We start from the raw sequence: 23783 nt of genomic DNA, 5'->3' as shown, positions 1-23783 counted from the left end.
GGCGGCTCACGTCTGCGTATTGGTTAAATATGTTCGCTTGCACTCAAAGTAAAAAACGATAGGATGGTGTCGCGTTTCTAAGTTGACTACTTTGTCTCATCTTTAAATAGCTTTGACATTGTGTGTAGCCGGGGCAGATTCCATTTTCAAATGCAACGGAGACAAATTGGCCATCGTTTCAGGAGGATGGATGTGGCCCGCTCTTTTGTGCAGTTGAGTATGGATGAACGCCGCGTCATTGCGCGAATGCATGAGAAGAAGATCAGCCAGGCGGAGATCGCGCGAACGCTGCGCCGGGACCGCTCGACCATCTGCCGCGAGCTGCGGCGGAATTTCTGGCAAGATCGTGAAGTCCCCATCGCCGAGGGCTATTGGCACGTGACGGCGCAACAGATGGCTGCGGACCGCCGCCGACGCTACCGCAAGCTTTTGCGCGACCCGCTGCTTTGCGCCGCCGTCATCGATCGTTTGCAGGATGGCTGGTCACCGGAACAGATCTCGGGTCGCCTGAGGCTCATCAACGGGTCCTCGGCACGACTGAGCCATGAGACGATCTATCAGTACGTCTATTCTCCGGAAGGTCAGGATCAGCAGCTGGGACGTCACTTGCCGGAACGACGTCGCAAGCGGCGCCCCCGATATGCTCGAAAGCCGAGGAGCCTGGTCTTTCCAATCGAATGCGCCATCCGCCATCGGCCAGACAACGTCAACTCCCGCAGCGATTTCGGTCATTGGGAGGCGGATCTGATGATCTTCAGGAAGGAACATGGCTCGGCCAACGTCGCCACCGTCGTGGAGCGCAAGAGCCGCTACACGGTTCTGTTTCGCAACAACGACAGGCGTTCGAAGCCGATCATGGGGCAGCTGATCAGCCATCTCGGCGCCCTACCCGCCCACGCCCGGCAAAGTCTGACGTTTGATCGAGGCCTGGAGTTCGTCTCGTGGCGCGAGCTGGAAAAGGGCATGGGAACATCGGTCTGGTTCTGCGACCCACAGGCGCCCTGGCAAAAAGGCACGGTTGAGAACACCAACAAACGTGTTCGGCGCTACCTGCCGGCAGAGACGATCGTCCTGGATGTGAGCAATTGGGAGATCCGCGCCTTGTGTGACCGTCTCAACACCACCCCGCGCAAGTGCCTGGGGCTCCAGACGCCGAAGGAGATCTTCAGCCAGCACCTGTTGGCTATGGAGGGTCAAAGCATGTAGGCTTCTCGCGATCGTTGCATTCGACCTGGAACCACCACGGGCGGATTCAAGGATGAAGTGCGACTTGCGATAGCTACCAATGGGTTGTCACGCGCAAGGAATGGCTCATGAGACGCACCGCGGCGCCAAAGCTGGGATGATCGTGACAGCGATTGTGGGGGACCAAAGAGTAAGCAATGTTGCGCCCGGCCGGGCGCAACACTGCGTCGGATGATGGCGCCCTCACTCAAAGAGGGGCGTTCCGCGGTTCACGCTCAGAGGGCGCTGGCGACCGCCCCGATCGAATCGGACAGGATCTCCAGCCCGCGATCGATCTCTTCGTGCGTCACCGTCAAAGGAGGCGCGATGCGAAACACGCCGCCCATCCCCGGCAGCTTGACGATGTTCATGCTGAGCCCGCGCCGCATCGCCTCCTCCATGATCCTCGCTCCCATCTCGAAGCCCGGCGCCTTCGTCTGCCGGTCGGCGACGACCTCGAGCCCGAGGAGAAGGCCACGCCCCCTGACATCGCCGACGCATTCGAAGCGCTGTTGCAGCGACAAGAGGCCACGGCGCAACTGTTCGCCGCGGGCGATTGCCTTTCCCACAAGGTCGTCACGCGCGACCACGTCGAGCACCGTCACGCCGACCGCCGCCGGCAGCGGATCGGAGACATGGGTGGTATAGAAGAGGAAGCCCCGCTCGTGCGCCTTCTGCTCGATCTCTGCAGTCGTCATGACGGCGGCAAGCGGCAGTCCTGCCCCCAAAGTCTTCGACAGGGTGAGAATGTCGGGCGTCACCCCGTCCCGCTGGAAGGCAAACATATGGCCGGTCCGGCCAATGCCCGTCTGGGCCTCATCAAGGATCAGCAGCATGCCCCGCTCCTCGCACTTCAGCTTGAGCGCCGCGAGGTAGCCGGGAGGAAGTTCCAAAATCCCTCCGCTCGACAGGATCGGCTCGGCGATGAAGGCCGCCAGGCTGCCCGTCGATTGCCGATCGATCAGCGAGAAGGCATCGTCGAGTTCCGTCTGCCAATCGTTGCTGCCGTCCGGCCGGGTGAAGCGCGGCCGGTAGGCGTTGGGAGCCGGTATCACGAACGAACCGGCGGCGGCAGGGCCATAGCCCTTCCTGCCCGCGCTATAGGTCGCCGATGCCGCGGCACCTGTCATGCCGTGCCAGCTCTGGGCAAAGGCGACCACTTCGTGCCCTCCGGTCACCAGCTTGGCCATACGGATGGCTGCCTCGTTCGATTCAGCGCCCGTGGTCAGGAGTTGTACCCGGTCGAGACCGGGCGCAAGCGCGGCAAGACGGCTGGCGAGTTCGACGACGGGCCGGGAGAGCATGCCACTGAAGAGATGGGCAACCGAGCGCATTTGCCGGTCGACGGTTGCGACGATATCGGGATGCGTGTGGCCGAGAACTCCGCTCATCTGGCCGGAGGTGAAATCCAGGATTGCCCGACCGTCCGCATCGTAGACGAAGCTTCCCTCCGCTCGCTCCACGATGATGGTTTCGAAGTCGGGGCCATAACGCGTGAGATGCCTGTTGGCAGACGCCCAGAACTGAGGATCGGAATTCAGCGACATCGGAAGTCTCCTCGTTGGAAGTGTTCAATGGCTAGCGCGGGTCTCGACTTCAGGCAAATTGATAGTATTCCAGTCGGATATCGGATATTTCGATATCATGAGAAATCTGGACCTTGCTCTCCTCAGGAACTTCACGGTGATTGCCCGAACGGGCTCAATCAGCCTTGCATCGCTTCAGGTCGGGCGTACCCAGTCGACGCTGAGCATGCAGATGCAGCGGCTCGAGGAATTTCTGGAACAGGCGCTCTTCCATCGCACTGGGTCGGGTGTACGCCTGACGGCGGCCGGCGAAAAACTGCTGGCGCACGCGGAACGCCTGCTCGCCGGGCACGACGAGATCCTCGCGGAAATGGGAGGCACGGGCCTCAACGGCTCAGTCACGTTGGGCTGCCCGGAAGACTATTCCATCGCGTTCCTGCCCGGTGTCCTTGAGAGCTTCTTTGAACGCCACCCGGACGTCGAACTGCGCATGGTCTGCGCGCCGACCACCGATCTGCGTCCGCTTCTCCTGCGGCGACAGGTCGACGTCGCCCTCGTTTCGGTCGCCGATCTGGCAAACAGCGAGGTCATTCGCAGCGAGGACTTCGTGTGGGTCGGCAGGACCACGGAACCGGCGATCCTAAGCCGAACAGCGCTTCCGCTAGCGCTTTCGGCCCCGACGACGCTCGATTACCGGGCTGCCTGCGACGCGATGGAAATGATCAATCGCCGCTACCGTGTCGCCTTTGCCAGCAACAGCCTTGCGGGCCTGATCGCGATTGCACGCTCCGGCCATGCAATCAGCGTCCTCACCAGGACCGCCGTCCCGCCCGACCTCTGCATCATCGCACCGGGACTGCTGCCGACGCTTCCGACGATCGGTATCGCACTGGAATTTTCCGAGCCCCGCCCCTCCTCCGTGGTGAAAGCACTCGCAGATCATATACGAGAGGTCTTAGCCGCCAGCTGAAGCACCGCTGCACATTGGCCGTCTTCAGGGCGAGCGGCCATGAGACCCCTTGGGCGGTCACCCTTGCGTCGACACGGCGCTTGCCGGGTTCGCGACCCGGCAACAGAAAGTCTGTGCCGCCTTTGGGCCGCTGATTTCCGCGCTCCCGCTCAAACTGAAACGCCGCTGGACACAGTTCCTGGCCGGAGTCGGTCATAGGCGATGTCGATCTTCCCCGAAGGGGATGCTTGACGCGGACCGGCTGAACGTTTGAGATCAAGGCAGACGAGGATGCTGTCTTGCAACGCAGCAACCCGATCCCCATCTCAGTTTCTCCGTGCCGCCTGGCCAGGCGGCTCCCCCCCATCGGCCCGATCATGCCACCGCGCGCGAACGACGCGATGCACATCATTCAGCAAAGGGTACCCCATGGCTCACTATCCGGACACTCTCCTCCACATCGACGGCACCTGGCGCGCAGCGCGCGCCGGCAAGAGCATTGCGGTCATCGACCCCGCAACCGAGGAGACGATCGGCCAGGTGGCCTGGGCAGAGGTTGCTGATCTCGATGAGGCGCTCACCGCCGCCCAGAAGGGTTTTGAGGTGTGGCGCGCAACCTCGGCCTTCGATCGCGCCAAGGTCATGCGGACGGCGGCAACCCTGCTTCGGGAACGGGCGGACGACATCGCCTGGCTGATGACCCGCGAACAGGGCAAGCCCGTCGCCCAGTCGAAGGGCGAGATCCTCAGCGCCGCCGAGATCATCGAGTGGTTCGCCGAGGAGGGCAAACGCGCCTACGGCCAGATCATTCCGCCGCGCGCGCCGGACGTCACCCAGATGACCGTCAAACTGCCCGTCGGCCCGGTGGCCGCCTTCACGCCCTGGAACTTCCCGATCAACCAAGTGGTGCGCAAGCTGTCGGCGGCGCTCACCACCGGCTGCTCGATCATCGTGAAGGCGCCGGAGGAGACGCCGGCGTCACCCGCCGAACTGATCCGCTGTTTCGTCGACGCGGGCATTCCTTCTGGCGTCGTCAATCTCGTCTACGGCGTACCGGCGGTCATCTCGGAGTATCTGATTGCCCATCCGGTGATCCGCAAGATGTCGTTTACCGGCTCGACACCTGTCGGCAAGATGCTGGCCGCACTCGCCGGCCAGCATATGAAGCGCGCAACGATGGAGCTCGGCGGTCATGCACCGGTCATCGTCACCGAGGACGCCGACATCGAGCGCGCCGTTGCCGTGATGTCCGCCAGCAAGTACCGCAATGCCGGCCAGGTCTGCGTGTCGCCGACGCGCTTCCTGGTACAGGAGCGTGTTGCGGACCAGTTCCTGGAGGGCTTCGTCGCCGCGTCGAAGAAGATCAAGGTCGGCAACGGCCTCGAAGCCGGTGTCGACATGGGCCCACTTGCCAACGGACGGCGCATCCCAGCCATTGAAAGCCTGGTCGCCGACGCGGTGGAGCACGGCGGCAGGCTCGCAACCGGCGGCCATCGCATCGGCAACCGGGGTTACTTCTTCGAGCCGACGGTTTTGGCCGATGTGCCGGTCACCGCGCGGATCATGAATGACGAGCCCTTCGGTCCGGTCTCCATCATCAACCGCTTCCATGATCTGGACGAAGCGATCCATGAGGCCAACCGCCTGCCGTTCGGCCTTGCGGCCTACGCCTTCACCGGATCAGAGAGAAGCGCGCATCGTCTTGCAAGCGAAGTCGAAAGCGGCATGATCTCGATCAACCACCTCGGCCTGGCGCTGCCGGAGGTGCCGTTCGGCGGCATCCGGGATTCCGGCTACGGCACCGAGGGTGGTTCCGAGGCGATCGAGGCCTATCTGGAAACGCGCTTCGTGACGCGCAAGAGCGTCTGACCGAAGACAGAACGCATGCACATTCGAGGTGGCCGGCAACAGGCGATGTCGATGGCGTCGTCTGCTATCGGCCACTTCATGTGCCATCAGCCGTCAGAGCCCGTCGCTCCGGCCCAGCAGTATCTCGAACCTAGCCCGACAGGGAGCCGGCCGCTCGGCTCCCCTCCGCCATGGAAGGACGGGCCCTCAATTCAGCAGGCGAACCAGCGCCAGGGCAACGCCGGGCGACAGCGTGACGATCGCCAACCTGACGAGGTCGGCAATCACAAACGGCATCACGCCGCGATAGGTCTCGACGATCGGAACGTCGGTCGCCAGCTTGTTGATGATGAAGACGTTGAGCCCGATTGGCGGGGCGGAGAGGCCGATGCCGACGACGATGAGGACGAGAATGCCGAACCAGATGGCGACGTCGTCCGTCGGCATCCCGAAATCGAGCGTCAGGATGATCGGGATGAACACGGGAAGCGTCAGCAGGATCATCGCCAACTCGTCCATGACGGCGCCGAGCACGAGGTAGGTGAGCAGCATGCCGCAGACCACGGCATAGGGTGGCAGGCCCGACTGGCCGACCATCGCCGCCAGGGTCGCCGGCATCTGGGTCAACGCCAGGAATGCGCCGAAGACCTCCGCACCCAACAGGATCAGGAAGATCATACCGCTGGTTTCGGCCGTCTGCCGCAGAGCGTTCTTCAAGGCGCCGAGGCCCAGCGTTCGCTGCAGCAAGCCAATCGCCAGGGTGACAGCTGCACCGACCGCCGCCCCTTCGGTCGGAGTGAACACCTCGCCGTAAATGCCGCCAACGACGGTCACGGCGACCGCGGCGGCTGGAACGATCGCGAAATCCGCGAAGAGCAGCAGCAAGCCGAAAATCGCCAGCAACAGACCGCCGACGGTTCCGAGCGAGCCGAACACCCAACCGGCGGCGGCACCGGCAAACAGGATGAGGCCAGCCGGCCTTGCCCAGATCGGGCGGGATGTCTTGGCGACGTCTGCCACCGTTACAGGTGGGGCAAGATGCGGCTTGCGCCGCACGACCACGGCGATCGCTACCAGGTAAAAGGCGGCCGCCAGCAGCCCCGGCACAAGGGCGGCCTGAAACAGCTTGGCAATGTTCTGCTCGGCGGTGATTGCGTAGATCACCAGGATCACCGATGGCGGGATGAGGATGCCGAGCGTGCCGCCGGCGGCAATCGTGCCCGTGCCGAGGCCGGCATCGACCCGCGCCCGCCGCAGTTCCGGCAATGCCGCGCGCCCGAAGGTCGCGGTGGTCGCGACTGACGAACCGCAGATGGCGCCGAACCCGGTACAGGCGGCAATCACCGCCATCGGCATTCCACCTTTGAACCGCCCGAACCCGCGCTCGGCGACACGAAACAAGGTTGCCGCTATGCCTGACTGCTCGGCAAGCGCGCCCATCAGGATGAAAAGCGGGATGACGGAAAGCGTATAGCTCGCAAACTGGCTGTAGGTATTGGTCTGCAGATAATAGATCAGCGCATGCGGGCCGGAGAGATAGGCATAGCCGGCGGCGCCGACCGCAAGCATGGCAAGGGCGATCGGCATCCTGGCCGCGATCAGCAAAAGCATCGCGGCAAAGCCGATAAACGCAATGGCAAACCCGCTCATCGGCCGCCTCCGATCTTCAGAAGGGCAACGGACAGGCCGATGATGGACGCAAGTGCCGCAAGCGCGGCACAGATCAGATAGACGGGCCAGATCGGCCAGGGGAGCTGGATGAGCGTCGTTCCGTACTGGCGCGCCTCCAGACCGCCGGTGAAAAGCCCCCAGGCGAAAAATGCCAGGCAGCCGGCAAGCAGAAGATCCCACAGGCCGTCGATGGATCGCGTCACGCGATCAGGAAGGGCCAGGGTGAAGGTATCGACGGCAATGTGCCCGTTGCGCGCCTGAGTGTATCCGAGGAAGGAGAAGGCCGCGACACCGACCGCGACCTCCACCAGTTCGTAGTCGGCGGGCACGGGCCGATTGAAGAGCCAGCGCCCGAGCACGCTGACGCTGACCAGTCCGGCTGCAAGGCAGAGGAGCGTGCCGCCAATCAGCGCCAGCCCGCCCGCAAGTCGCTCCACTTCACGGCGTCGCCGTACATTCACCGCTTCCCGGCTTTCCACTTCTTCCGTCATTCCGGCCCCAAAATCTTGATCTGTCAGATGGCGCCGGTACAGGCGCGCAGGACTGGCAGCGCCGCTCAGCTGCTTGCGTATTTTTGAACGAGTGCCTTTGCCGCGCTGATCATCGCGTTGCCATCAAGATCCTTGGCCTTCATGTCCTCGACCCACTTGTCGTGGACACTTTTGGTCGCTTCAACCCACTTCGCCTTCTCGTCCTCGCTGATCGTGCTGACGGCTCCGCTTCCGGATGCTTCGATCGAGGCGCGCACTTCGGCGCCGACGCTGTCCCACATTTCCCCGGCCTTCTTGGCGAAGGCCATGCCGCTGTTGGCGTCCAGCACCGTTTTCAGATCGGCGGGCAGGCCCTCATACTTGCTCTTGTTCATCGCCAGGAAGAAGGTCGCCGTATAGAGCGTCGGCGAGCCTGGAATTTCCGTGTGGAACTTGGTGAGTTCGTTCACCTTGATCGAGGGCACCACTTCCCAGGGAATGACGCAGCCGTCGATCGCCCGCTGGGCCAGCGCCTCCGGCACCTGTGGAACGGGCATTCCGACCGGGGTCGCGCCGAGCGCCGCCAGCGCCTCGCCGGCCAGCCGGGTCGGATTGCGGAGCTTCAGGCCAGCAAGATCAGCGCCGGACTTTATTTCCTTGTTGGTGTGGATCAGGCCATGGTCATGCGCCCAGAAGCACAGGAGCTGGGTGTCGCCGGTTTCCTTCAGCACATGCGTCTGCCCGTATTCCTGGCAGGCCTGCGCGTTGACGATCGCCTCCCTCGCCGCAACGAAAGGAAGCTCGAAGACCTCGGTCGACGGGAACCGTCCGGGGGTGTTGCCAGGCAACGTCCAGACGACATCGACGACGCCATTGGCCGCCTGGTCGTAGAGCTGAGGGGGTTTTCCGCCAAGCTGCATGGCCGGAAAGATGTCAACCTTGAGTGCGCCACCGCTCTGTTCTTCCAAGGCTTTCGCCCAAGGCGTCAGAAGCCGTTGATGGACATTGGATGCGGGCGGAAGAAAGTGGTGCAGCTTCAGTGTCACCGCACTCTGGGCGCGCGCGCCACCAGCCCCAAGGATGAAGGGCGCCGCCAGCAAGGCACCACCGGTCTTAATCAGGCTCCGTCTGCTCAGTCTCATAGGTTCCTCCCTGTCGACCCATTTCAAACCGCCGGAGGCGCGTTCGCGCCGGGCGAGCAAGGTGCGAGCACGTACCGGCGACCGCCTCAAATGACGGCTTTCCGACGACGCAGGCCTGCCCTTGATCGCTTGAATCTCCCCTTCGCTCCTCATCCGGGGAACTCAATCCATTAACATGTTAAGTTTATTTTGAACCGACTGTCAAGCGACGGTCGCCGCCCGGGAAGCCTTAAGATATCGCCCTGACGTGGACGCCAGAAATGAGCGCACGCGGGAAAATAGCCGCCGCATCGATCGGGCGATGATCCTCGCCTCGTTTCCCATCGTCCGATTGAGTTCGGCGTCACCAAAAAAGGGGCTGTGTCGGCGGCATAACGCGGCCCAGAAGATCAATGCGCTGGAAGCTTATCAGGTGCCGGTCGCACCACATGCCATTGACGGGCGCATCGATCCGGACGATCGCAAGGTCCAGCTGCCCGGCTGGCAGGCCCAGTTCGATTTCGTCATAGTGCCAGATGGAGGAAACGAACGTTAGAGGCGTCCGTCACGTTCCCCTGAGCGACCTGTATTCTGCGCGATCGGCTTCGTCACCCACTTCGTCCGCCAAACGCCTGGACGACGGTCACGGCGATCATGTGGAAAACATCGTCGACGTTGCAGCCGCGGGAGAGATCGTTGGCCGGTTTTGCGAGCCCCTGGAGGATGGGACCGACGGCGGTGGCGCCACCGATCCGCTGCGCGATCTTGTAGCCGATATTGGCCGCATCGAGATTCGGGAACACGAAGACATTGGCCTGGCCATGCAGCTCCGAATTGGGTGCTTTGGCCGCGCTGACGGCCTCGACGAAGGCGCTGTCGAATTGCAGCTCGCCGTCAATCGCGAGGCCAGGCGCTGCCGCGTGCGCAAGCCTGGTCGCCTCCACCACCTTGGAAACACGCTCGTGCGCAGCGCTGCCGGCGGTCGAAAACGAGAGCATCGCCACCTTCGCGGGCTTGCCCGAGAGCGCCTCGAAAGAGCGCGCCGACGTCACGGCGATGTCGGCAAGGCCCGCGGCATCGGGGTCCACCACAAGGCCGCAATCGGCAAAGACGAAAGCCCCCTTCTTTGCGTGATGCGGCGCGCAGAGCATCATCAGGAAGAAACTCGACACCAGGCCCACATCCGGCGCGCGTCCGATGGTCTGGAGGGCGGCACGCACCGTATCGGCGGTGGTCGCGACCGCCCCTCCAACCGTGCCGTCGGCCGCATCCTCACGCACCATCATGGCGGCAAAGACCAGCGGCGAACGCACGGCTGCGGCCGCCGCCACTTCGTCAACGCCCTTGTTTCGGCGCAGGTCATGGTAGGCCGCGGCAAGGCGCGGGGTAAGTGGCGACGAGGCCGGATCCTCGATGCGGATTTCGCCTGACCGTGCCCCGGCAGCTGCCAGCCGCTCCTCGACCAGGTCCCGGCCGCCGACGAGCGTAATCTCGGCAATACCGGCACGAACGGCGCGAAGGCCCCCCTCGACGATGCGCGGGTCTTCCCCTTCGGCAAGCACGATATGGCGCGGCGCGGCTTTCGCGGCTTCGAGAATACGGTCGAGCGGTTTCATCAGGCGTGCCCCAGATAGTGAATGCCGGCGAGGATGAAGAGAGCGATGAACACGGTTTCGGCGACGACGAGCGCGACGGCATCACCGCCGACGTCAAGAACACGCCTGAGTGAGGTTCGCATGCCGACGGCGACGATGCCGGCGAGCAGCGCCCAGCGGGAGGTTTCCATGCCAGCCTTGGCCACCAGCTCGGGCACGAGCCCGAAGGAGTTGAACGCCGCGAAGATGAGGAAGGCGACGACGAAGCCGGGTAGAAGCGGCGGGCGCTTGCCGGCCTCGCCCTCGGGCTGCGGCACGTTGCGCAACGCCAGCGAGAAGGTCAGCACGACCGGCGCCAGCATGGTGACCCGGATCAGCTTGACGAGCGTCGCCGTTTCCCCCGCTTCCGGCGAGACCGAGAAGCCGGCGCCGACAACCTGTGCGACATCATGGATGGTGCCGCCGAAGAAGATGCCGGTCGCGCGGGCATCGAGCCCCATGGTCTCAGCGATGATCGGATAGCCGATCATGGCGAGCGTGGATAGGACCGTGACCGAGAGCACCGTGAAGATCAGGTTGCGCTCGGAGAACTCGTTCTTCGGTAAGACGGCAGCGATCGCCATCGCCGCTGACGCGCCGCAGATCGCCACCGATCCGCTGGTGATGAGCGCCAGCCGCCAGCCGCGGCCGAGCAGTTTCGCAGCGATGAGGCCGAAGCCAATGGTCGCGGCGATCGCCGAGACGAGCAGCAGGATCGTGCCGGCGCCAAGCCCGATCAGGAGATCGACGCTGATACGCATGCCAAGCAGCGCCACGCCGATCCGCAGCACCTTCTTGGCGCAGAAATCGATGCCGGCGACGCAGCGCCCTTCTTCGGAAAGAAAGTGAAAGGCGATGCCGAGCAGCAGTGCCATCAGCATGGCCGGGGCGCCGTAATGATCGGAGAGAAACTGGGCAGCGACGGCGACGGCCGCGGTGACGGCGAAGCCCGGCCAATAGGTCGCAAAGCCGGAAGGCACGCTCCGGAAGCGTTCGTGGACGGAGGTGACAAAGGTCATGGTTCTGTTCCGGTCATTTGCGGGAGGCTTCGCCCCGCCCGGCACACCGGGCGGAGCTTGATTGAGAGCGGGGGCTCAGGCCCGCTTCTGCGGGCGCATGTCGGCGCGGTCGATACCGGCAACCGGCACGGGCTTCTTCATCGCATCGCGGCGGAAGGGTTCGCCGAGCTCCTGGTTAAGGATGACCTCGACGAAGGTCGTGACACCCTTCTTCTGGTCGGCGATCGCCGTCGAAAGCGCCTCGGTGAGTGCTGCCGTGTTATCGACGGCAACGCCCTTCAGGCCGCAGCCTTCGGCCACCTTGGCGTAGGAGAGGTTGGGGTTGAGCTCGGTGCCGACGAAATTGTTGGCGTACCAAAGTGTCGTGTTGCGCTTCTCGGCACCCCATTGGTAGTTGCGGAAGATCACCATGGTGATCGCCGGCCAGCCCTCGCGGCCGATCGAACCCATCTCGTTCATCGAGATGCCGAAGGCACCGTCGCCGGCAAAGCCGACCACCGGCACGTCAGGGCAACCGATCTTGGCGCCAACGATCGACGGGAAACCGTAACCGCAGGGGCCGAACATGCCCGGCGCGAGATACTTCCGGCCAGCTTCGAAAGTCGGGTAGGCGTTGCCGATCGCGCAATTGTTGCCGATGTCGGTCGAGATGATCGCCTCCTTCGGCAAGGCCGCCTGGATCGCCCGCCAGGCCTGGCGCGGCGACATGCGGTTCGGCTCGCGCGAACGCGCGCTCTCGTTCCATTCCGTGCCCGGATCGTCATCCTCGTGGTCCATCGAGGAGAGCTGCTGCTGCCAGGCCGAACGGGTCTGGTGGATGGCAGCCTTGCGCTCCTCACGGCCGGCGTCGCCGGCTGCGGGCGAGAGCTGCTCGAGGATCTGGCGTGCGACCTGCTTGGCGTCGCCGCAGATGCCGACCGACACCTTCTTGGTGAGACCGATTCGGTCGGCATTGATGTCGACCTGGATGATCGCGGCGTTCTTCGGCCAGTAGTCGATGCCGTAGCCGGGAAGCGTCGAGAAGGGATTGAGCCGGGTGCCGAGCGCCAGCACGACATCGGCCTTGGAGATCAGTTCCATCGCCGCCTTCGAACCGTTGTAGCCGAGCGGGCCGACCGACAGGCGATGGCTGCCGGGGAAGGCGTCATTGTGCTGGTAACCGCAGCAGACCGGCGCATCGAGGCGCTCGGCAAGCTTCATGGAATCGCCAATGGCGTTGCCGATGACGACGCCGGCACCGTTGAGGATGACCGGGAACTTCGCTTCCGACAGCAGCTTTGCCGCTTCCGAAATCGCCTGCGGCCCGCCCGCCGGACGCTCGAAGCGGACGATTGCCGGCAAGTCGACGTCGATCACCTGGGTCCAGTAATCGCGCGGGATGTTGATCTGCGCCGGCGCACAGCCACGCCAGGCCTTTTCGATGACGCGGTTCAGGACTTCCGGAATGCGCGAGGGGTCACGCACCTCTTCCTGGTAGCAGACCATTTCCTCGAACATCGCCATCTGGTCGACTTCCTGGAAACCGCCCTGGCCGATTGTCTTGTTGGCGGCCTGCGGCGTCACCATCAAAAGCGGCGTGTGGTTCCAGTAGGCGGTCTTGATCGCGGTGATGAAGCCGGTGACCCCGGGGCCGTTCTGGCCGATGGCGACCGACATCGTTCCCGTCGCACGGCTGAAGCCATCGGCCATCATGCCGGCATTGGTCTCATGGGCGCAGTCCCAAAACTTGATGCCGGCCTTGGGGAACAGGTCCGACACCGGCATCATGGCCGAGCCGATGATGCCGAAGGCATGTTCAAGGCCATGCATCTGCAAGACTTTGACGAAGGCTTCCTCGGTGGTCATTTTCATGGAGTGGTTCCTTTCCTGGCAGTTATTTCAAAGAGTTAGAGGATCTCATCGCGGAGGTAGTACCAGCGGTACATTCCCCATTGACCAAGCCGGCGGAACGGCGTCAGCAGCCCGTGGCTCGGTAGCGGCGAGGTGAAGATCGGAAGGTCGAGGCTGCCGCCCTTGCCGGCGACCATCTGGGCCATGCGGCGGCCCGCCTGGGCGGAATACATGACGCCATTGCCGCCATAGCCCATGGCGTAGAACAGCCTCTGGGCGGGATCCGGCTGGAAGATGCGCGGCATCATGTCGTGGCTGACATCGACCCAGCCCCACCAGGAGTAGTCGATTTCGATGCCGCGGAGCGCCGGAAACTTGCGATAGAGACCGGCGAGAAGCAGTTCGAGGTGTTTCGGATTGCTGGCGTCGCGTCCGGTAATGGCGCTGCGGCTACCGATCTGCACCCGACTGTCGGGCAGCATGCGGTAGTAGTGGCGCAGCGTGCGCGTATCGGTGAGCGGTATGCGCGCCCTGAAGTTCAACGCCTGCTGTTCGCTCGCAGTCAGCGGTCGGGTGACGATCGAGTTCGACAGGATCGGCATCAGCCGGTGGCGGGTGAGCGCGTTCATGCCGGGTGAGGTATAGCCGGCCGTCGCAATGCAGACGGCGCGGGCGCGCACCGTGCCGCCGGGCGTGGTCAGATAGTGCACGCCGCCCTTGGCCTTGCAGTCGAGCACCGGGCTCGACGTGTGGACCTTTGCACCCAGCTTGCGCGCGAGCCGCAGGTAACCGAAGGCAAGCTTGGCCGCGTGGATGCCCATGCCGTCGGGCTCGTACATCGCCCCGCGCGCTTCCTCGTCGCGGACAAAATCACGGTGGATCTCGTCGCGAGAGATCATGCGGGCGCGATAGCCGAAGGTGTCGTTGAGGACACGGACCTCGCTTTGAAGCGCCGGCAGCATCTTGTCACGATGGGCGATATAGAGATGGCCACCGTCCTGCGGGTCGCAGTCGATCTCAGGCTCCTTGACCAGGGCGCGAAACAGATCGAAGCCTTCGGAAATCTCGGCATGCATCTTGCGCGCGACGTCGACACCCCAGCGGGCGATCCATTGCGAGCGCTTCAGCCGGCCGGCAGAAATCTGCGCCTGCCCGCCATTGCGGGTGCTGCATCCCCAGGCAACACCATTGGCCTCCAGCACCGTCGCCTTGATGCCGTGCTCGCGCGCCAGATGAATGGCGCAGGAGAGGCCGGTGTAGCCGGAGCCGATGATGGCAACATCGACATCGATGTCTCGCGTGACCGGACCGTCGTCCTCCGGCTCCGGTCCGGCGGTGCCGATCCAGTAGGTCGGTGCATAGTCCTTGCCCGTGCCGGGGCTGCGGGCATGGTTCGGATCATAGGCCGGATCGAACGGCTGCCTTGCGGGCTTGAGAGGGGTGGCGCGCAGTTGCATGGCTCTTGCTCCAGGCCATCAGTAGCGGGGCTGCAGGACCGGGCGGTTCTTGCGGAACGCCTGCTTGCGCACGATCTTGCCATTGCGGAAGGTGAAGAGGTCGCAGCCTTCTGCCTCGATGCGGCTGCCGTCGGCGGCGGTGCCCGAGAAGGTCCATTCGGACACGCCGCGATCGGCCTCGACGAAATGGCTGTGGTTGCCCCACTCGGCGTCCGGCATCGATTTCCAGACGCCGCTGAAGGCGTCGGCAATCGCCTGGGTCCCCGTGAAACGGGTACCGTAGACCTCCGGGCCGCCGACCGCGTGGAACACGCAATCCTCGGCGAAGAAGTGCATGACCCCATCGATGTCATGCCGGTTGAAGGCATCGAACAAGGTTTTGAGATCGGTTGCCGTCAGTGTCATGGTCCTGTCCTTTGGCTTGGTCGCAAGGCATGGCTTCGCCGGAGACGGGAAACGCCGTCTTCAAAGGCCGCCAGGCCGGGGTACGAATGGAGTGTCGGAAGTGGTCGCTAAGTTAGAGGCGGCCCTTCCAGGGGATCAGCACCTTTTCGAGGTAGCGGATCAGAAGATCGAAGGCGAAGGCGAAGATGCCGATGATGAAGATGCCCATGATCACCGTGTCGCTTTCGAGGTTTTCGGCGGCGTTCAGAACCATGAAGCCGAGGCCTCGGTTGGCCGCCACCATTTCGGCAGCCACCAGCGTGGTCCAGCCGACGCCGATGCCGATGCGCATGCCGGTGAAGATCTCCGGCAAGGCGGCCTTCATGATGACCTGGCTGATCACCTGTCCGCGGGTGGCGCCCATCGCATAGGCTGCGTGGATCTGTTCGGTCGAGACCGAGCGCACCCCTGCCCTCGCGGCGATCGCCATCGGCGCGAAGATCGCCAGATAGATCAGGAACACTTTCGGGAACTCGCCGATGCCGAGCCAGATGATGACCAGCGGCAGGTAGGCAAGCGGCGGCAGCGGCCGGTAGAATTCGATGATCGGATCGAACAGACCGCGCACGACACGGTTGACACCCATCAGGATACCGATCGGCACCGCGGTTACCAGCGCCAGCAGGAAGGCGCCAAAGACGCGGCCGATACTGGCAAGTGTGTGCTCGATCAGCGTCGAGTTCGAAACACCGTCGGTCAGCGCCAGCATGAACTTGTCCCAGACCGCCAGCGGCGACGGCAGGAAGAGCGGCTTGACCCAGCCGGACTCGGTCACCAGGAACCAGAGGGCGACGATTACGATCGCCGTCGAAAAGCTGATGAGGCCGCTGCTTCCGTCACCCGGAGCGCCGAAGATCTTGCCGGCCTTTGCGGGCTTGGCCCGTGTCACTCTGTCAAGCATGGGCCACCTCCGGGTTGCCGGACGCACGTTCGTCGCCATAGATGATGCCGAGAACTTCCTCGCGCATCCGGATGAATTCCGGGCTGGACTTGATCGCACGGGCATTGCCCTCGGCGAGGAAGCGTTTGTTGAAGTTGAGCTCGTAGGTGTGGGTGATGCGGCCCGGACGCGGCGACATGACGATCAGCCGCGAGCCGAGGAACAGCGCCTCCTCGACGCTGTGGGTGATGAAGAAGAACATCTTGTTGGTGAGCTGCCAGACCTTGAGAAGCAACTCCTGGATGGTCTCACGCGTCAGCGCATCGAGTGCTGCCATCGGCTCGTCCATCAAGAGCATGGCTGGATCGCAGGTGAGCGCCCGGGCGATGCCGACACGCTGCTGCATGCCGCCTGACAGGTGGTAGATCATGTGACGGTGGAAGTCCTGCAGGCCGACAAGAGCAAGGTTCTTGGTGGCGATATCCCGGCGGGTCGCCTTGTCGACGCCGCGCAGCTTGAGGCCGAATTCGGTGTTCTCGATGACGTTCAGCCACGGCAGCAGTGCGTGCTTCTGGAAGACCACGCCGCGCTCGGCACCCGGTCCGTTGACCTGGTGATTGCCAAGGGTGATGTCGCCCTCCGAGGGGGCCATGAAGCCCGCCATCAGGTTGAGCAGCGTCGTCTTTCCGCAACCCGATGCGCCAAGGGCGACGACGAAATCGCCGCTGTTGATAGTAAGGTTGACACCTTTCAAGGCGATGATCGCCTGGTCCGAGTAGAGGCCCGGATAGGTCAGACTGATGTTCCTGACGCTCAATGTTTCCATGAGAAATGCCTCCCTGCACCTCGGTCACGGTATCGATGATGGACGCGCCGGCCGCTCCTCAGGGCCGGCGCAATCGACAGAATAGATTATTGCGCGGCCGCCTTGGCAAAGTCTGCATTCACATAAGGCGCATAGTCGTCGAGCGAATTGCCGATCTGCTTCTGCTCGACGAGAAACTTGGCGCTTTCGGTGAGCGCGCGTGTCGCACCGCCGCCGAGCCAGACCTCGGACGCCTGCTCATCCGCATTCGGGAAAGAAAGGAGGCGCAATGCCTCAACCGTACTCGGGCCATCGCCGCCGATCAGCTTGACGATGCCCTGGACTTGCTCGGACTCCTCCGTCCAAGCCGCCTTGTCGGCATTGTAGTCGGCATAGGCTTTCGCCAGGACCTTGGTGAAGGCTTCCATCAGCTTCGGGTTCTCCGCGGCCCATGCCTTGTCGACGACGAGCCCGTCGAAGGTCGGCACGCTGGCGGCGCCGATCACCTCGGAATCCGAGATTGTCTTGCCGGTCTTCTGGATTTCCGAAAGTGCCGGCGGCCAGACATAGGCGGCGTCGATGTCGCCGCGCTGCCAGGCGGCCACGATCTGCGGCGGCTTCAGGTTGAGGATTTCCACTTCGCGCGGATCGACGTTCCAGACCTTGTTCATGCCAACAAGCAGGTGAAAATGCGAGGTCGAGACGAAAGGCACCGCAACCTTCTTGCCCTTGAGGTCGGCCGGCGTCTCGATACCCGAACCGTCGCGCGCAACCAGCGCCTCCGACTGGCCGATATTGTCGAGGATCCAGAAGAGCTGCAACTCGACGCCGCGGGTCGCGGCGGACGCCGTACCGGTCGAGCCGAGAACACCGATCGGCACGTCGCCCGAGGCGAGCGCCGTCGTGATGTCGCCGGCCGAGCTGAACTGGCGCCAGTCGATCGAGTAACCGGCCCCCTTGGCGGCCGCATCGAAGCGGCCATCGGCGATCGCGGCCACGAACGGGCCGACGATCTGCTGATAGCCGACAACGAGCTTCGTCTCCGCGTAAGCGACGCCGGATGCGGCAAGGCTCGCCACGATACTGGCCGCGGCCGCCAGCCGTTTGAAATGTCCATGTAGCATTCTTCGTTCTCCTCTTTGATTATTCAGTGACCGGTTTTTTCCGGCCTTGCTGACGACGATAAGGCCGAGATCCGGCTTGCGTTATATCCAGTATGGAAGTTGAATAGATCCAGATTAACGTCGTTGGGGGCCGGCGTCGTGCGGATGAACGTTTCCGAGACCATCTTCTTCATCGACCGCGAAAGCGGGGTCGGTCTGCAGGCGCAACTGCGCGAGACGGTTGTTTCCGCCGTACTCGCCGGCCGGCTGCAGCCACATGCGCACCTGCCCTCGACGCGCAAACTGGCCGACTATCTGCGCATTTCGCGCATCACGGTGACGCTCGCCTATCAGGAACTGAGTTCGCAAGGTTATGTCGAGGCCGTCAACCGCAGTTCCTATCGCATATCAGGCAATCCGCCGGGCATGGACGTAGGAGGCAACCGCCCGTCGACCGGCTCCGACCCCGTGGATTGGAGCCGCAAGATCAAGATGAGCTTCGGTGTGGTGCGCCAGATCCCGAAGCCCCTGGACTGGCGACGCTATCCCTTCCCTTTCCTCTACGGCCAGATGGATCCGACGCTGTTTGATCTCAACGCCTGGCGCGACTGCGCGCGCCGGGCACTTGCGCGCGAGGACTTCGTCCTGATGGCGAGCGACTTTGCCGCGGCCGACGACGTGCGGCTCGTCAACTACATCTGTTCGCGCACGTTGCCACGGCGCGGCATTCACGCCACGCCGGACGAAATCCTCGTCACCGTCGGCGCGCAGAATGCGCTTTGGATCGTCACGCGCCTGATCCTGGAAAAGGGCTCCACGGCGGTCTGCGAGAACCCGTGCCATCCGGATATCAGCGCCTCGCTGCTGCTCAGTGGTGCTGATGTTGCGACCGTCGACGTCGACAGCGAGGGTCTCTCGCCGGAGGCCCTGCCGGAGAATGTCGATGCCGTCTTCGTGACACCGAGCCATCACTCGCCGACCGGCGCGACGATGCCGGTCGATCGGCGCGCACGGCTCCTGCAAGCCGCAGAAGAAAAGGATTTCGTCATCGTCGAAGACGACTACGAGTTCGAGATCAGCTATCTCGCTCCGCCCTCGCCGGCGCTCAAGGCGCTCGATCCGACCGGGCGCGTACTTTATATCGGCAGCTTTTCGAAATCGTTGTTTCCGGGACTGCGGCTCGGCTATCTCGTTGCGCCGGCACCCTTCATTCGCGAAGCGCGCGCACTCCGCTCGCTGATGCTGCGCCATCCCCCCGGTCACCTGCAGCGCACCGCTGCCTACTTTCTGGCGCTCGGCCATTATGACGCCGTGCTGCACCGCATGCGCACGGAGTATCACAAGCGACACGTGCTCATGGCCGAGGCGCTACGCCGCGAAGGCTTGACGATCGCCGGCTCCTCGGCTTTCGGCGGCACGTCATTCTGGATGGAGGGGCCGGAAGGGCTCGATGCCGACCGGCTCGTGAGCGAATTGCGACAGGATGGCGTGCTGGTCGAATCCGGCTCGCCCTTCTTCCCGAGAAGCGATCAGCCCTGCCGGTATTTCCGCATGGGCTACTCTTCCATTCCCGGCGCCAGCATCCCGGAAGGGGTCGCACGTGTTCGCGCCGGTGTCGACCGCCTCTGTCAACAAAGCATGGCGGACAGCCGGACAGCTCACCATAAAGACCATTCAGAAGGCTGACGCCGTCAACTTGCTCTGGCGACGGCGTGGTGGCTATCGCAGATGAACCCTGCGCGCACCTCTCGCGCCGCAAGCGCCTCTCCGACCGAGATGAGGACCGGGTTATCATAGCCGATCTCGGTGATGCCGACCGGGAGGGTCGCAAGCGTGCCGCGCCAGCTGCGTTCCGTCGCCCGGCTGACATCGCTCATGATAATGGCCGGCGTTTGGGGTGGCAGGCCCTGCTCCATGAGTTTGGCGGCGATGAGCTTCGCCGTTCGGCCGCCCATGTAGAACACGGTCGTGCTGCGGCGATCGGCGACGCGCGCCCAGTCGACATCGTCAGGCAGGCCGCCATGCCGGGAATGGCCGGTCACGAGGCGCAGCGATTGGGCGTGGTCGCGGTGGGTCAACGACAGGCCGAGACGCGAGGCCATCGCGCTCGCCGCTGTAATGCCGGGGATGACATCCACCGGAATGTTCTCACGGTCCAGATGCGCGATCTCTTCGCCAGCCCGGCCGAACACCATGGGGTCGCCGGATTTCAGCCGCACCACGCGTTTTCCCGCCTTGGCGAGCTTGACCATCATGGCATTGATGTCCTCCTGACGGCAGCTCTCGCGGCCGCCCCGCTTTCCGACCAGCATTCGCTTGGCCTCCCGACGGGCGAGTTCGAGCACGTCGCCGGAAACGAGATCGTCGAAAAGGATGACATCGGCCGCCTGAAGCGCCCGCACGGCCTTCAGAGTCAGGAGCTCGGCATCGCCAGGCCCCGCACCGACCAAGGTCACGCGCCCGACGGCGGGGGCTTCTGCGAGCCTTTCGGCATCAGCAAGAAGCGCCCCACCTACGCCCTCCTCCGGCGCATCCGTTGTCGAAAAGACCCGATCGGAAAAGCGTTCCCAGAAGGCGCGGCGCTCTGAGCCGGACTGGAGGCGCCGGTTCACCTCGTCGCGCAGAGACTGCGCCAGCGCCGCCCAGGTCTTGAGACTGCGCGGCAACAGGGTCTCGATCTTGCGCCGGATCGTCTGGGCCAGGATCGGAGCGGCGCCATCCGTCGAGATCGCGACGACGACAGGCGAGCGGTTGACGATGGAGCCGAACTGGTACTGGCAGAATTCAGGTTTGTCGATGACGTTGACCGGGACACCGGCCGCACGGGCCGCCCCAAAAAAAGACCGCGCTTCCGCTGCATCCTCACAATCGCCAACGGCGAGTGCTGCGCCGTCAAAATCGGTCGGCGCCACACGCCGACGGTGACACCTAAGGCTGGCAGCCGGGTGATCCGGCGTGCGTGCAATGAGCTTCTCGAAGCCGTCGCCGTATTCCTCGGCGTAAATCTCGACCCTGGCACCGCAGGCGGCGAGCAGTTCCGCCTTCCACATCGCCGCATCCGTCCCGCCGGCAACCACGACACGCTTGCCCTCCAGCGCCCAGAAAACCGGCAGCTTGGCGAGTGGCTCCATGCGGGCCGGTGTTTCATTCCGCGGCCGTTGCAAGACATCCATCGATGATCCCCCTGATTTCCGCGCGGCACGAGCCGCAATTGGTACCGGCATTGAGCACTTTGCCCACCGCCTCGACGCTCTGGCAGCCTCCGCGCACCGCCGCGACGATCTGGTTGACGCCAACGCCGAAGCAGGAGCAGACGGTGGCCCCGGGATCCGGCTTGTCGGCGCCCGGCCGGCCGGCGACGAGCGCGAAGCGCTTGCGCAGGTTGGCGTGGTCAGTGGCGAGTTGCGCGATCGCCCAGTTGCGGGCAACAGCGACGGGTTCGCGCGCCAGGAAGAAGGCGGCGAGAAGTCGCGTGCCATCGAAGAAGGCGAGACGGACGTCGCCGGTCTGCGCATCGGCATAGCCGAGCGGTTCGACCCCTTCCCGGATGGCAAAGACACGGCGGCACCAGTCCGCCCAGTTTTCCACCGGCCCGGCAAAGGCCAGTTCCAGCCGCCACCCGCCTTCGGCCTTGGCAAGCGCCCAATAGGCGGCATCCGGATCCGTTGGTTTTGCCTGCGATACGGCAAAGCCGTAGTGGCCCACCTTAAACGTGCGCGCGGCGACCGCAACGTTCTTCGAGGCGGGCTGGCCGGACACACGATCAGTGATCGCCGGCACGACGGCATCGATGCGCGCCTTTGCCGCAAACTGGTCATTCCAGTGCATGGGCGCAAAGATACTGCCGCGCGCCTGTCGCTCGGTGATGAGCGCGCGCACGATCGCGTTGCCCTTAGGGCCCTCGATCTCGACAAGGCCGGCATTGGCGACACCGATCTCCATGGCGTCACGCGGGTGAAGTTCGGCAAACGGCTCTGCGATATGAGCGGAGAGGCGCGCACTTTTGCCTGATCGCGTCATCGTGTGCCACTGGTCGCGAATGCGCCCGGTGTTGAGGGTAAAGGGATACTCGGGATTGGTACGGTCGGAATCCACCGGTTGAACCGCGACAAAGCGCGCCTTGCCGTCGGCATGGTAGAAGCCGCCATCCGCAAAGAAGCGGCTTTCGACGCGACCCTGCCCCGCGGGCTGCGGCCACTGGAACGGCGCCAGCCCATCATAGGCCTGACGGGTGAGACCAGCGTGGGCGCCGATGTCAAAGTCGCGGCTGCCGGCGTTCTCGAAGGCCGAGAGCGCTGCGTGTTCCGAGAATATCTCTACGGGCGCGCCATAGGTGAAGGCTTCTGCAAAGCCCATACGGCGTCCGACTTCGGCAAGCTGCCGCCAATCGGCCCGCGCCTCCCCCGGCGCATCGAGAAACGGACGCTGGCGGGAAATGCGGCGTTCGGAATTGGTGACCGTGCCGCTCTTCTCCCCCCAACCAAGCGACGGCAACAGGACATGGGCGTGACGGGCCGTGTCCGTTTCCTTCAAGATGTCCGAAACGACGACGAAGGGACAGGCCCTGATCGCTGCCTCGACGGCGTCGGCATCCGGCATGGAGACAACAGGGTTCGTCGCCATGATCCAGAGCGCCTTGACGCGCCCTTCTGCCACCGCCTGGAAGAGATCGACGGCCTTGAGGCCGGGCTTCTCGGCAATGGTCGGCGAGCGCCAGAAGCGCTGCACGCGGTCGCGATCCCCGGCATTTTCGATCGCCATATGGGCGGCGAGCATGTTGGCAAGCCCACCAACCTCCCGTCCGCCCATGGCATTGGGCTGCCCCGTCAGCGAGAACGGCCCCATGCCCGGCCGGCCAATGCGGCCGGTAGCGAGATGGCAGTTGAGGATCGCGTTGACCTTGTCCGTGCCGGAAGAGGACTGGTTGACGCCCTGGCTATAGCAAGTCACGACCTTTTCGGTCGCCGTGAAGAGACGATAGAACTCGCGCAGCTGCATGGCCGCAAGCCCGGTCCGATCGAGCACCTCGTCGAAGGAAACGGCCCCGGCTGCCACGAAGGCCTCCCCGAAACCGGCCGTATGCGCCGCGACATAGTTCTGATCGACGGCATTGCTGGAAACCAGATGCGAGAACAGGCCGACGAACAACGCCACGTCCGTGTCCGGGCGGATCGGAAGATGCAGGTCGGCGATGTCGGCCGTCATGGTGCGGCGCGGGTCGATGACGACCACTTTCATGCCCGGCCGTTTCGCCTTGGCGGCGGCAAGGCGCTGATAGAGGACGGGATGGCACCAGGCAAGGTTGGAGCCGGTGAGGATGACGAGATCCGCCAGTTCCAGATCCTCATAGCTTCCCGGTACCGTGTCCGAGCCGAAGGCGCGGCGGTGGCCGGCGACGGAAGAGGACATGCAGAGCCGCGAATTGGTGTCGATGTTGGCCGAACCGACAAAACCCTTCATCAGCTTGTTTGCGACGTAATAGTCCTCCGTCAGCAGCTGGCCCGAGACGTAGAAGGCGACGGCATCCGGGCCATCTTCGGCAATCGTGCGGGCGAATTTTTCAGCGACGAGGTCGAGCGCCTCGTCCCAGGATGCCCGTCGCCCGTCGATCTCCGGATAAAGGATGCGATCATCGAGATCGAGCGTCTCGGCGAGCGCCGAACCTTTCGAACAGAGCCGGCCGTAGTTTGCGGGATGATCCGGATCGCCCTTGACGGAGACGGCGCCGTCGTCGGCAACGGACGCGATGACCCCGCAGCCAACACCACAATAGGGGCAGGTTGTCTTGACGGCCTTTTCCAT

At 63.9% G+C, this 23783-nt stretch carries 19 protein-coding genes; 5 read left to right on the top strand and 14 right to left on the bottom strand.

Annotation, left to right across the window (positions count from 1 at the left end; translation table 11 throughout):
* The first annotated feature begins 192 nt into the window (after window positions 1-192).
* Window positions 193-1206, top strand: a complete 1014-nt coding sequence (locus BBX50_RS13095; protein ID WP_201723482.1) for an IS30 family transposase — start codon at window positions 193-195, stop codon at window positions 1204-1206.
* Window positions 1207-1460: 254 nt separating this feature from the next.
* Here the strand turns inward: BBX50_RS13095 and BBX50_RS13090 are convergent, their stop codons facing one another.
* Entirely contained in the window at window positions 1461-2771 is a 1311-nt protein-coding gene (locus BBX50_RS13090; RefSeq protein WP_065775761.1) for an aspartate aminotransferase family protein, read from the bottom strand.
* A 97-nt stretch (window positions 2772-2868) separates the two neighbouring features.
* Here BBX50_RS13090 and BBX50_RS13085 point away from each other — a divergent pair, with 97 nt between their 5' ends.
* Window positions 2869-3720: a LysR family transcriptional regulator gene (locus tag BBX50_RS13085; protein WP_065775760.1), complete on the top strand. Its 852-nt coding sequence runs from the start codon at window positions 2869-2871 to the stop codon at window positions 3718-3720.
* 408 nt (window positions 3721-4128) lie between these two features.
* Complete coding sequence (locus BBX50_RS13080; RefSeq protein WP_065775759.1) at window positions 4129-5568, top strand: NAD-dependent succinate-semialdehyde dehydrogenase; 1440 nt, start codon at window positions 4129-4131, stop codon at window positions 5566-5568.
* A gap of 186 nt (window positions 5569-5754) precedes the next feature.
* Here the strand turns inward: BBX50_RS13080 and BBX50_RS13075 are convergent, their stop codons facing one another.
* The 3 genes from BBX50_RS13075 to BBX50_RS13065 form a co-directional block, all read right to left on the bottom strand.
* A complete protein-coding gene (locus BBX50_RS13075) occupies window positions 5755-7197 on the bottom strand; it encodes a TRAP transporter large permease (RefSeq protein WP_065775758.1) in 1443 nt (480 codons plus the stop codon).
* Window positions 7194-7709 carry a TRAP transporter small permease gene (locus tag BBX50_RS13070; protein WP_065783970.1) on the bottom strand — a complete coding sequence of 172 codons (516 nt, stop codon included), beginning with the start codon at window positions 7707-7709 and terminating at the stop codon, window positions 7194-7196. Before BBX50_RS13070 ends, BBX50_RS13075 begins: the two co-directional genes overlap by 4 nt.
* A 65-nt stretch (window positions 7710-7774) precedes the next feature.
* Window positions 7775-8830: a TRAP transporter substrate-binding protein gene (locus tag BBX50_RS13065; RefSeq protein ID WP_065775756.1), complete on the bottom strand. Its 1056-nt coding sequence runs from the start codon at window positions 8828-8830 to the stop codon at window positions 7775-7777.
* 247 nt (window positions 8831-9077) lie between these two features.
* On the opposite strand from BBX50_RS13065, the gene BBX50_RS13060 reads away from it, so the two are divergent.
* Window positions 9078-9365, top strand: a complete 288-nt coding sequence (locus BBX50_RS13060; protein WP_065775755.1) for a hypothetical protein — start codon at window positions 9078-9080, stop codon at window positions 9363-9365.
* Window positions 9366-9417: 52 nt separating this feature from the next.
* Here the strand turns inward: BBX50_RS13060 and pta are convergent, their stop codons facing one another.
* The 8 genes from pta to tauA all read right to left on the bottom strand — a co-directional run bounded on the left by pta (window position 9418) and on the right by tauA (window position 18002).
* The gene (gene pta / locus BBX50_RS13055; RefSeq protein ID WP_065775754.1) at window positions 9418-10425 is read right to left on the bottom strand and encodes a phosphate acetyltransferase; all 1008 of its coding nucleotides are present in this window, start codon (window positions 10423-10425) and stop codon (window positions 9418-9420) included.
* Window positions 10425-11462 carry a YeiH family protein gene (locus tag BBX50_RS13050; RefSeq protein WP_065775753.1) on the bottom strand — a complete coding sequence of 346 codons (1038 nt, stop codon included), beginning with the start codon at window positions 11460-11462 and terminating at the stop codon, window positions 10425-10427. Before BBX50_RS13050 ends, pta begins: the two co-directional genes overlap by 1 nt.
* A gap of 75 nt (window positions 11463-11537) precedes the next feature.
* Window positions 11538-13313 (bottom strand): sulfoacetaldehyde acetyltransferase, encoded by a 1776-nt coding sequence (gene xsc / locus BBX50_RS13045; RefSeq protein WP_065775752.1) that lies wholly within the window; start codon window positions 13311-13313, stop codon window positions 11538-11540.
* Between the two features lie 35 nt (window positions 13314-13348).
* Window positions 13349-14749 (bottom strand): FAD-binding oxidoreductase, encoded by a 1401-nt coding sequence (locus BBX50_RS13040; protein ID WP_065775751.1) that lies wholly within the window; start codon window positions 14747-14749, stop codon window positions 13349-13351.
* Between the two features lie 18 nt (window positions 14750-14767).
* Window positions 14768-15148 carry a nuclear transport factor 2 family protein gene (locus BBX50_RS13035; RefSeq protein ID WP_139108407.1) on the bottom strand — a complete coding sequence of 127 codons (381 nt, stop codon included), beginning with the start codon at window positions 15146-15148 and terminating at the stop codon, window positions 14768-14770.
* Between the two features lie 118 nt (window positions 15149-15266).
* Window positions 15267-16094 carry an ABC transporter permease subunit gene (locus BBX50_RS13030; protein WP_065775749.1) on the bottom strand — a complete coding sequence of 276 codons (828 nt, stop codon included), beginning with the start codon at window positions 16092-16094 and terminating at the stop codon, window positions 15267-15269.
* A complete protein-coding gene (locus tag BBX50_RS13025) occupies window positions 16087-16899 on the bottom strand; it encodes a taurine ABC transporter ATP-binding protein (RefSeq protein ID WP_065775748.1) in 813 nt (270 codons plus the stop codon). The genes BBX50_RS13030 and BBX50_RS13025 overlap by 8 nt, the downstream gene beginning before the upstream one ends.
* An 86-nt stretch (window positions 16900-16985) precedes the next feature.
* Window positions 16986-18002 carry a taurine ABC transporter substrate-binding protein gene (tauA, locus tag BBX50_RS13020; RefSeq protein WP_065775747.1) on the bottom strand — a complete coding sequence of 339 codons (1017 nt, stop codon included), beginning with the start codon at window positions 18000-18002 and terminating at the stop codon, window positions 16986-16988.
* A 144-nt stretch (window positions 18003-18146) separates the two neighbouring features.
* Here tauA and BBX50_RS13015 point away from each other — a divergent pair, with 144 nt between their 5' ends.
* Complete coding sequence (locus BBX50_RS13015; RefSeq protein ID WP_065775770.1) at window positions 18147-19667, top strand: PLP-dependent aminotransferase family protein; 1521 nt, start codon at window positions 18147-18149, stop codon at window positions 19665-19667.
* A 5-nt stretch (window positions 19668-19672) separates the two neighbouring features.
* Here BBX50_RS13015 and cysG read toward each other — a convergent pair whose 3' ends face one another.
* On the bottom strand, window positions 19673-21154 hold the full coding sequence (gene cysG, locus BBX50_RS13010) for a siroheme synthase CysG (protein ID WP_065775746.1): 1482 nt from the start codon (window positions 21152-21154) through the stop codon (window positions 19673-19675).
* Entirely contained in the window at window positions 21126-23783 is a 2658-nt protein-coding gene (locus BBX50_RS13005) for a nitrate reductase (RefSeq protein WP_065775745.1), read from the bottom strand. Before BBX50_RS13005 ends, cysG begins: the two co-directional genes overlap by 29 nt.

This window comes from Ensifer sp. LC11 (assembly GCF_001695835.1).
GTDB lineage: Bacteria > Pseudomonadota > Alphaproteobacteria > Rhizobiales > Rhizobiaceae > Ensifer.
This window is presented reverse-complemented; position numbering and strand designations above follow the sequence as displayed.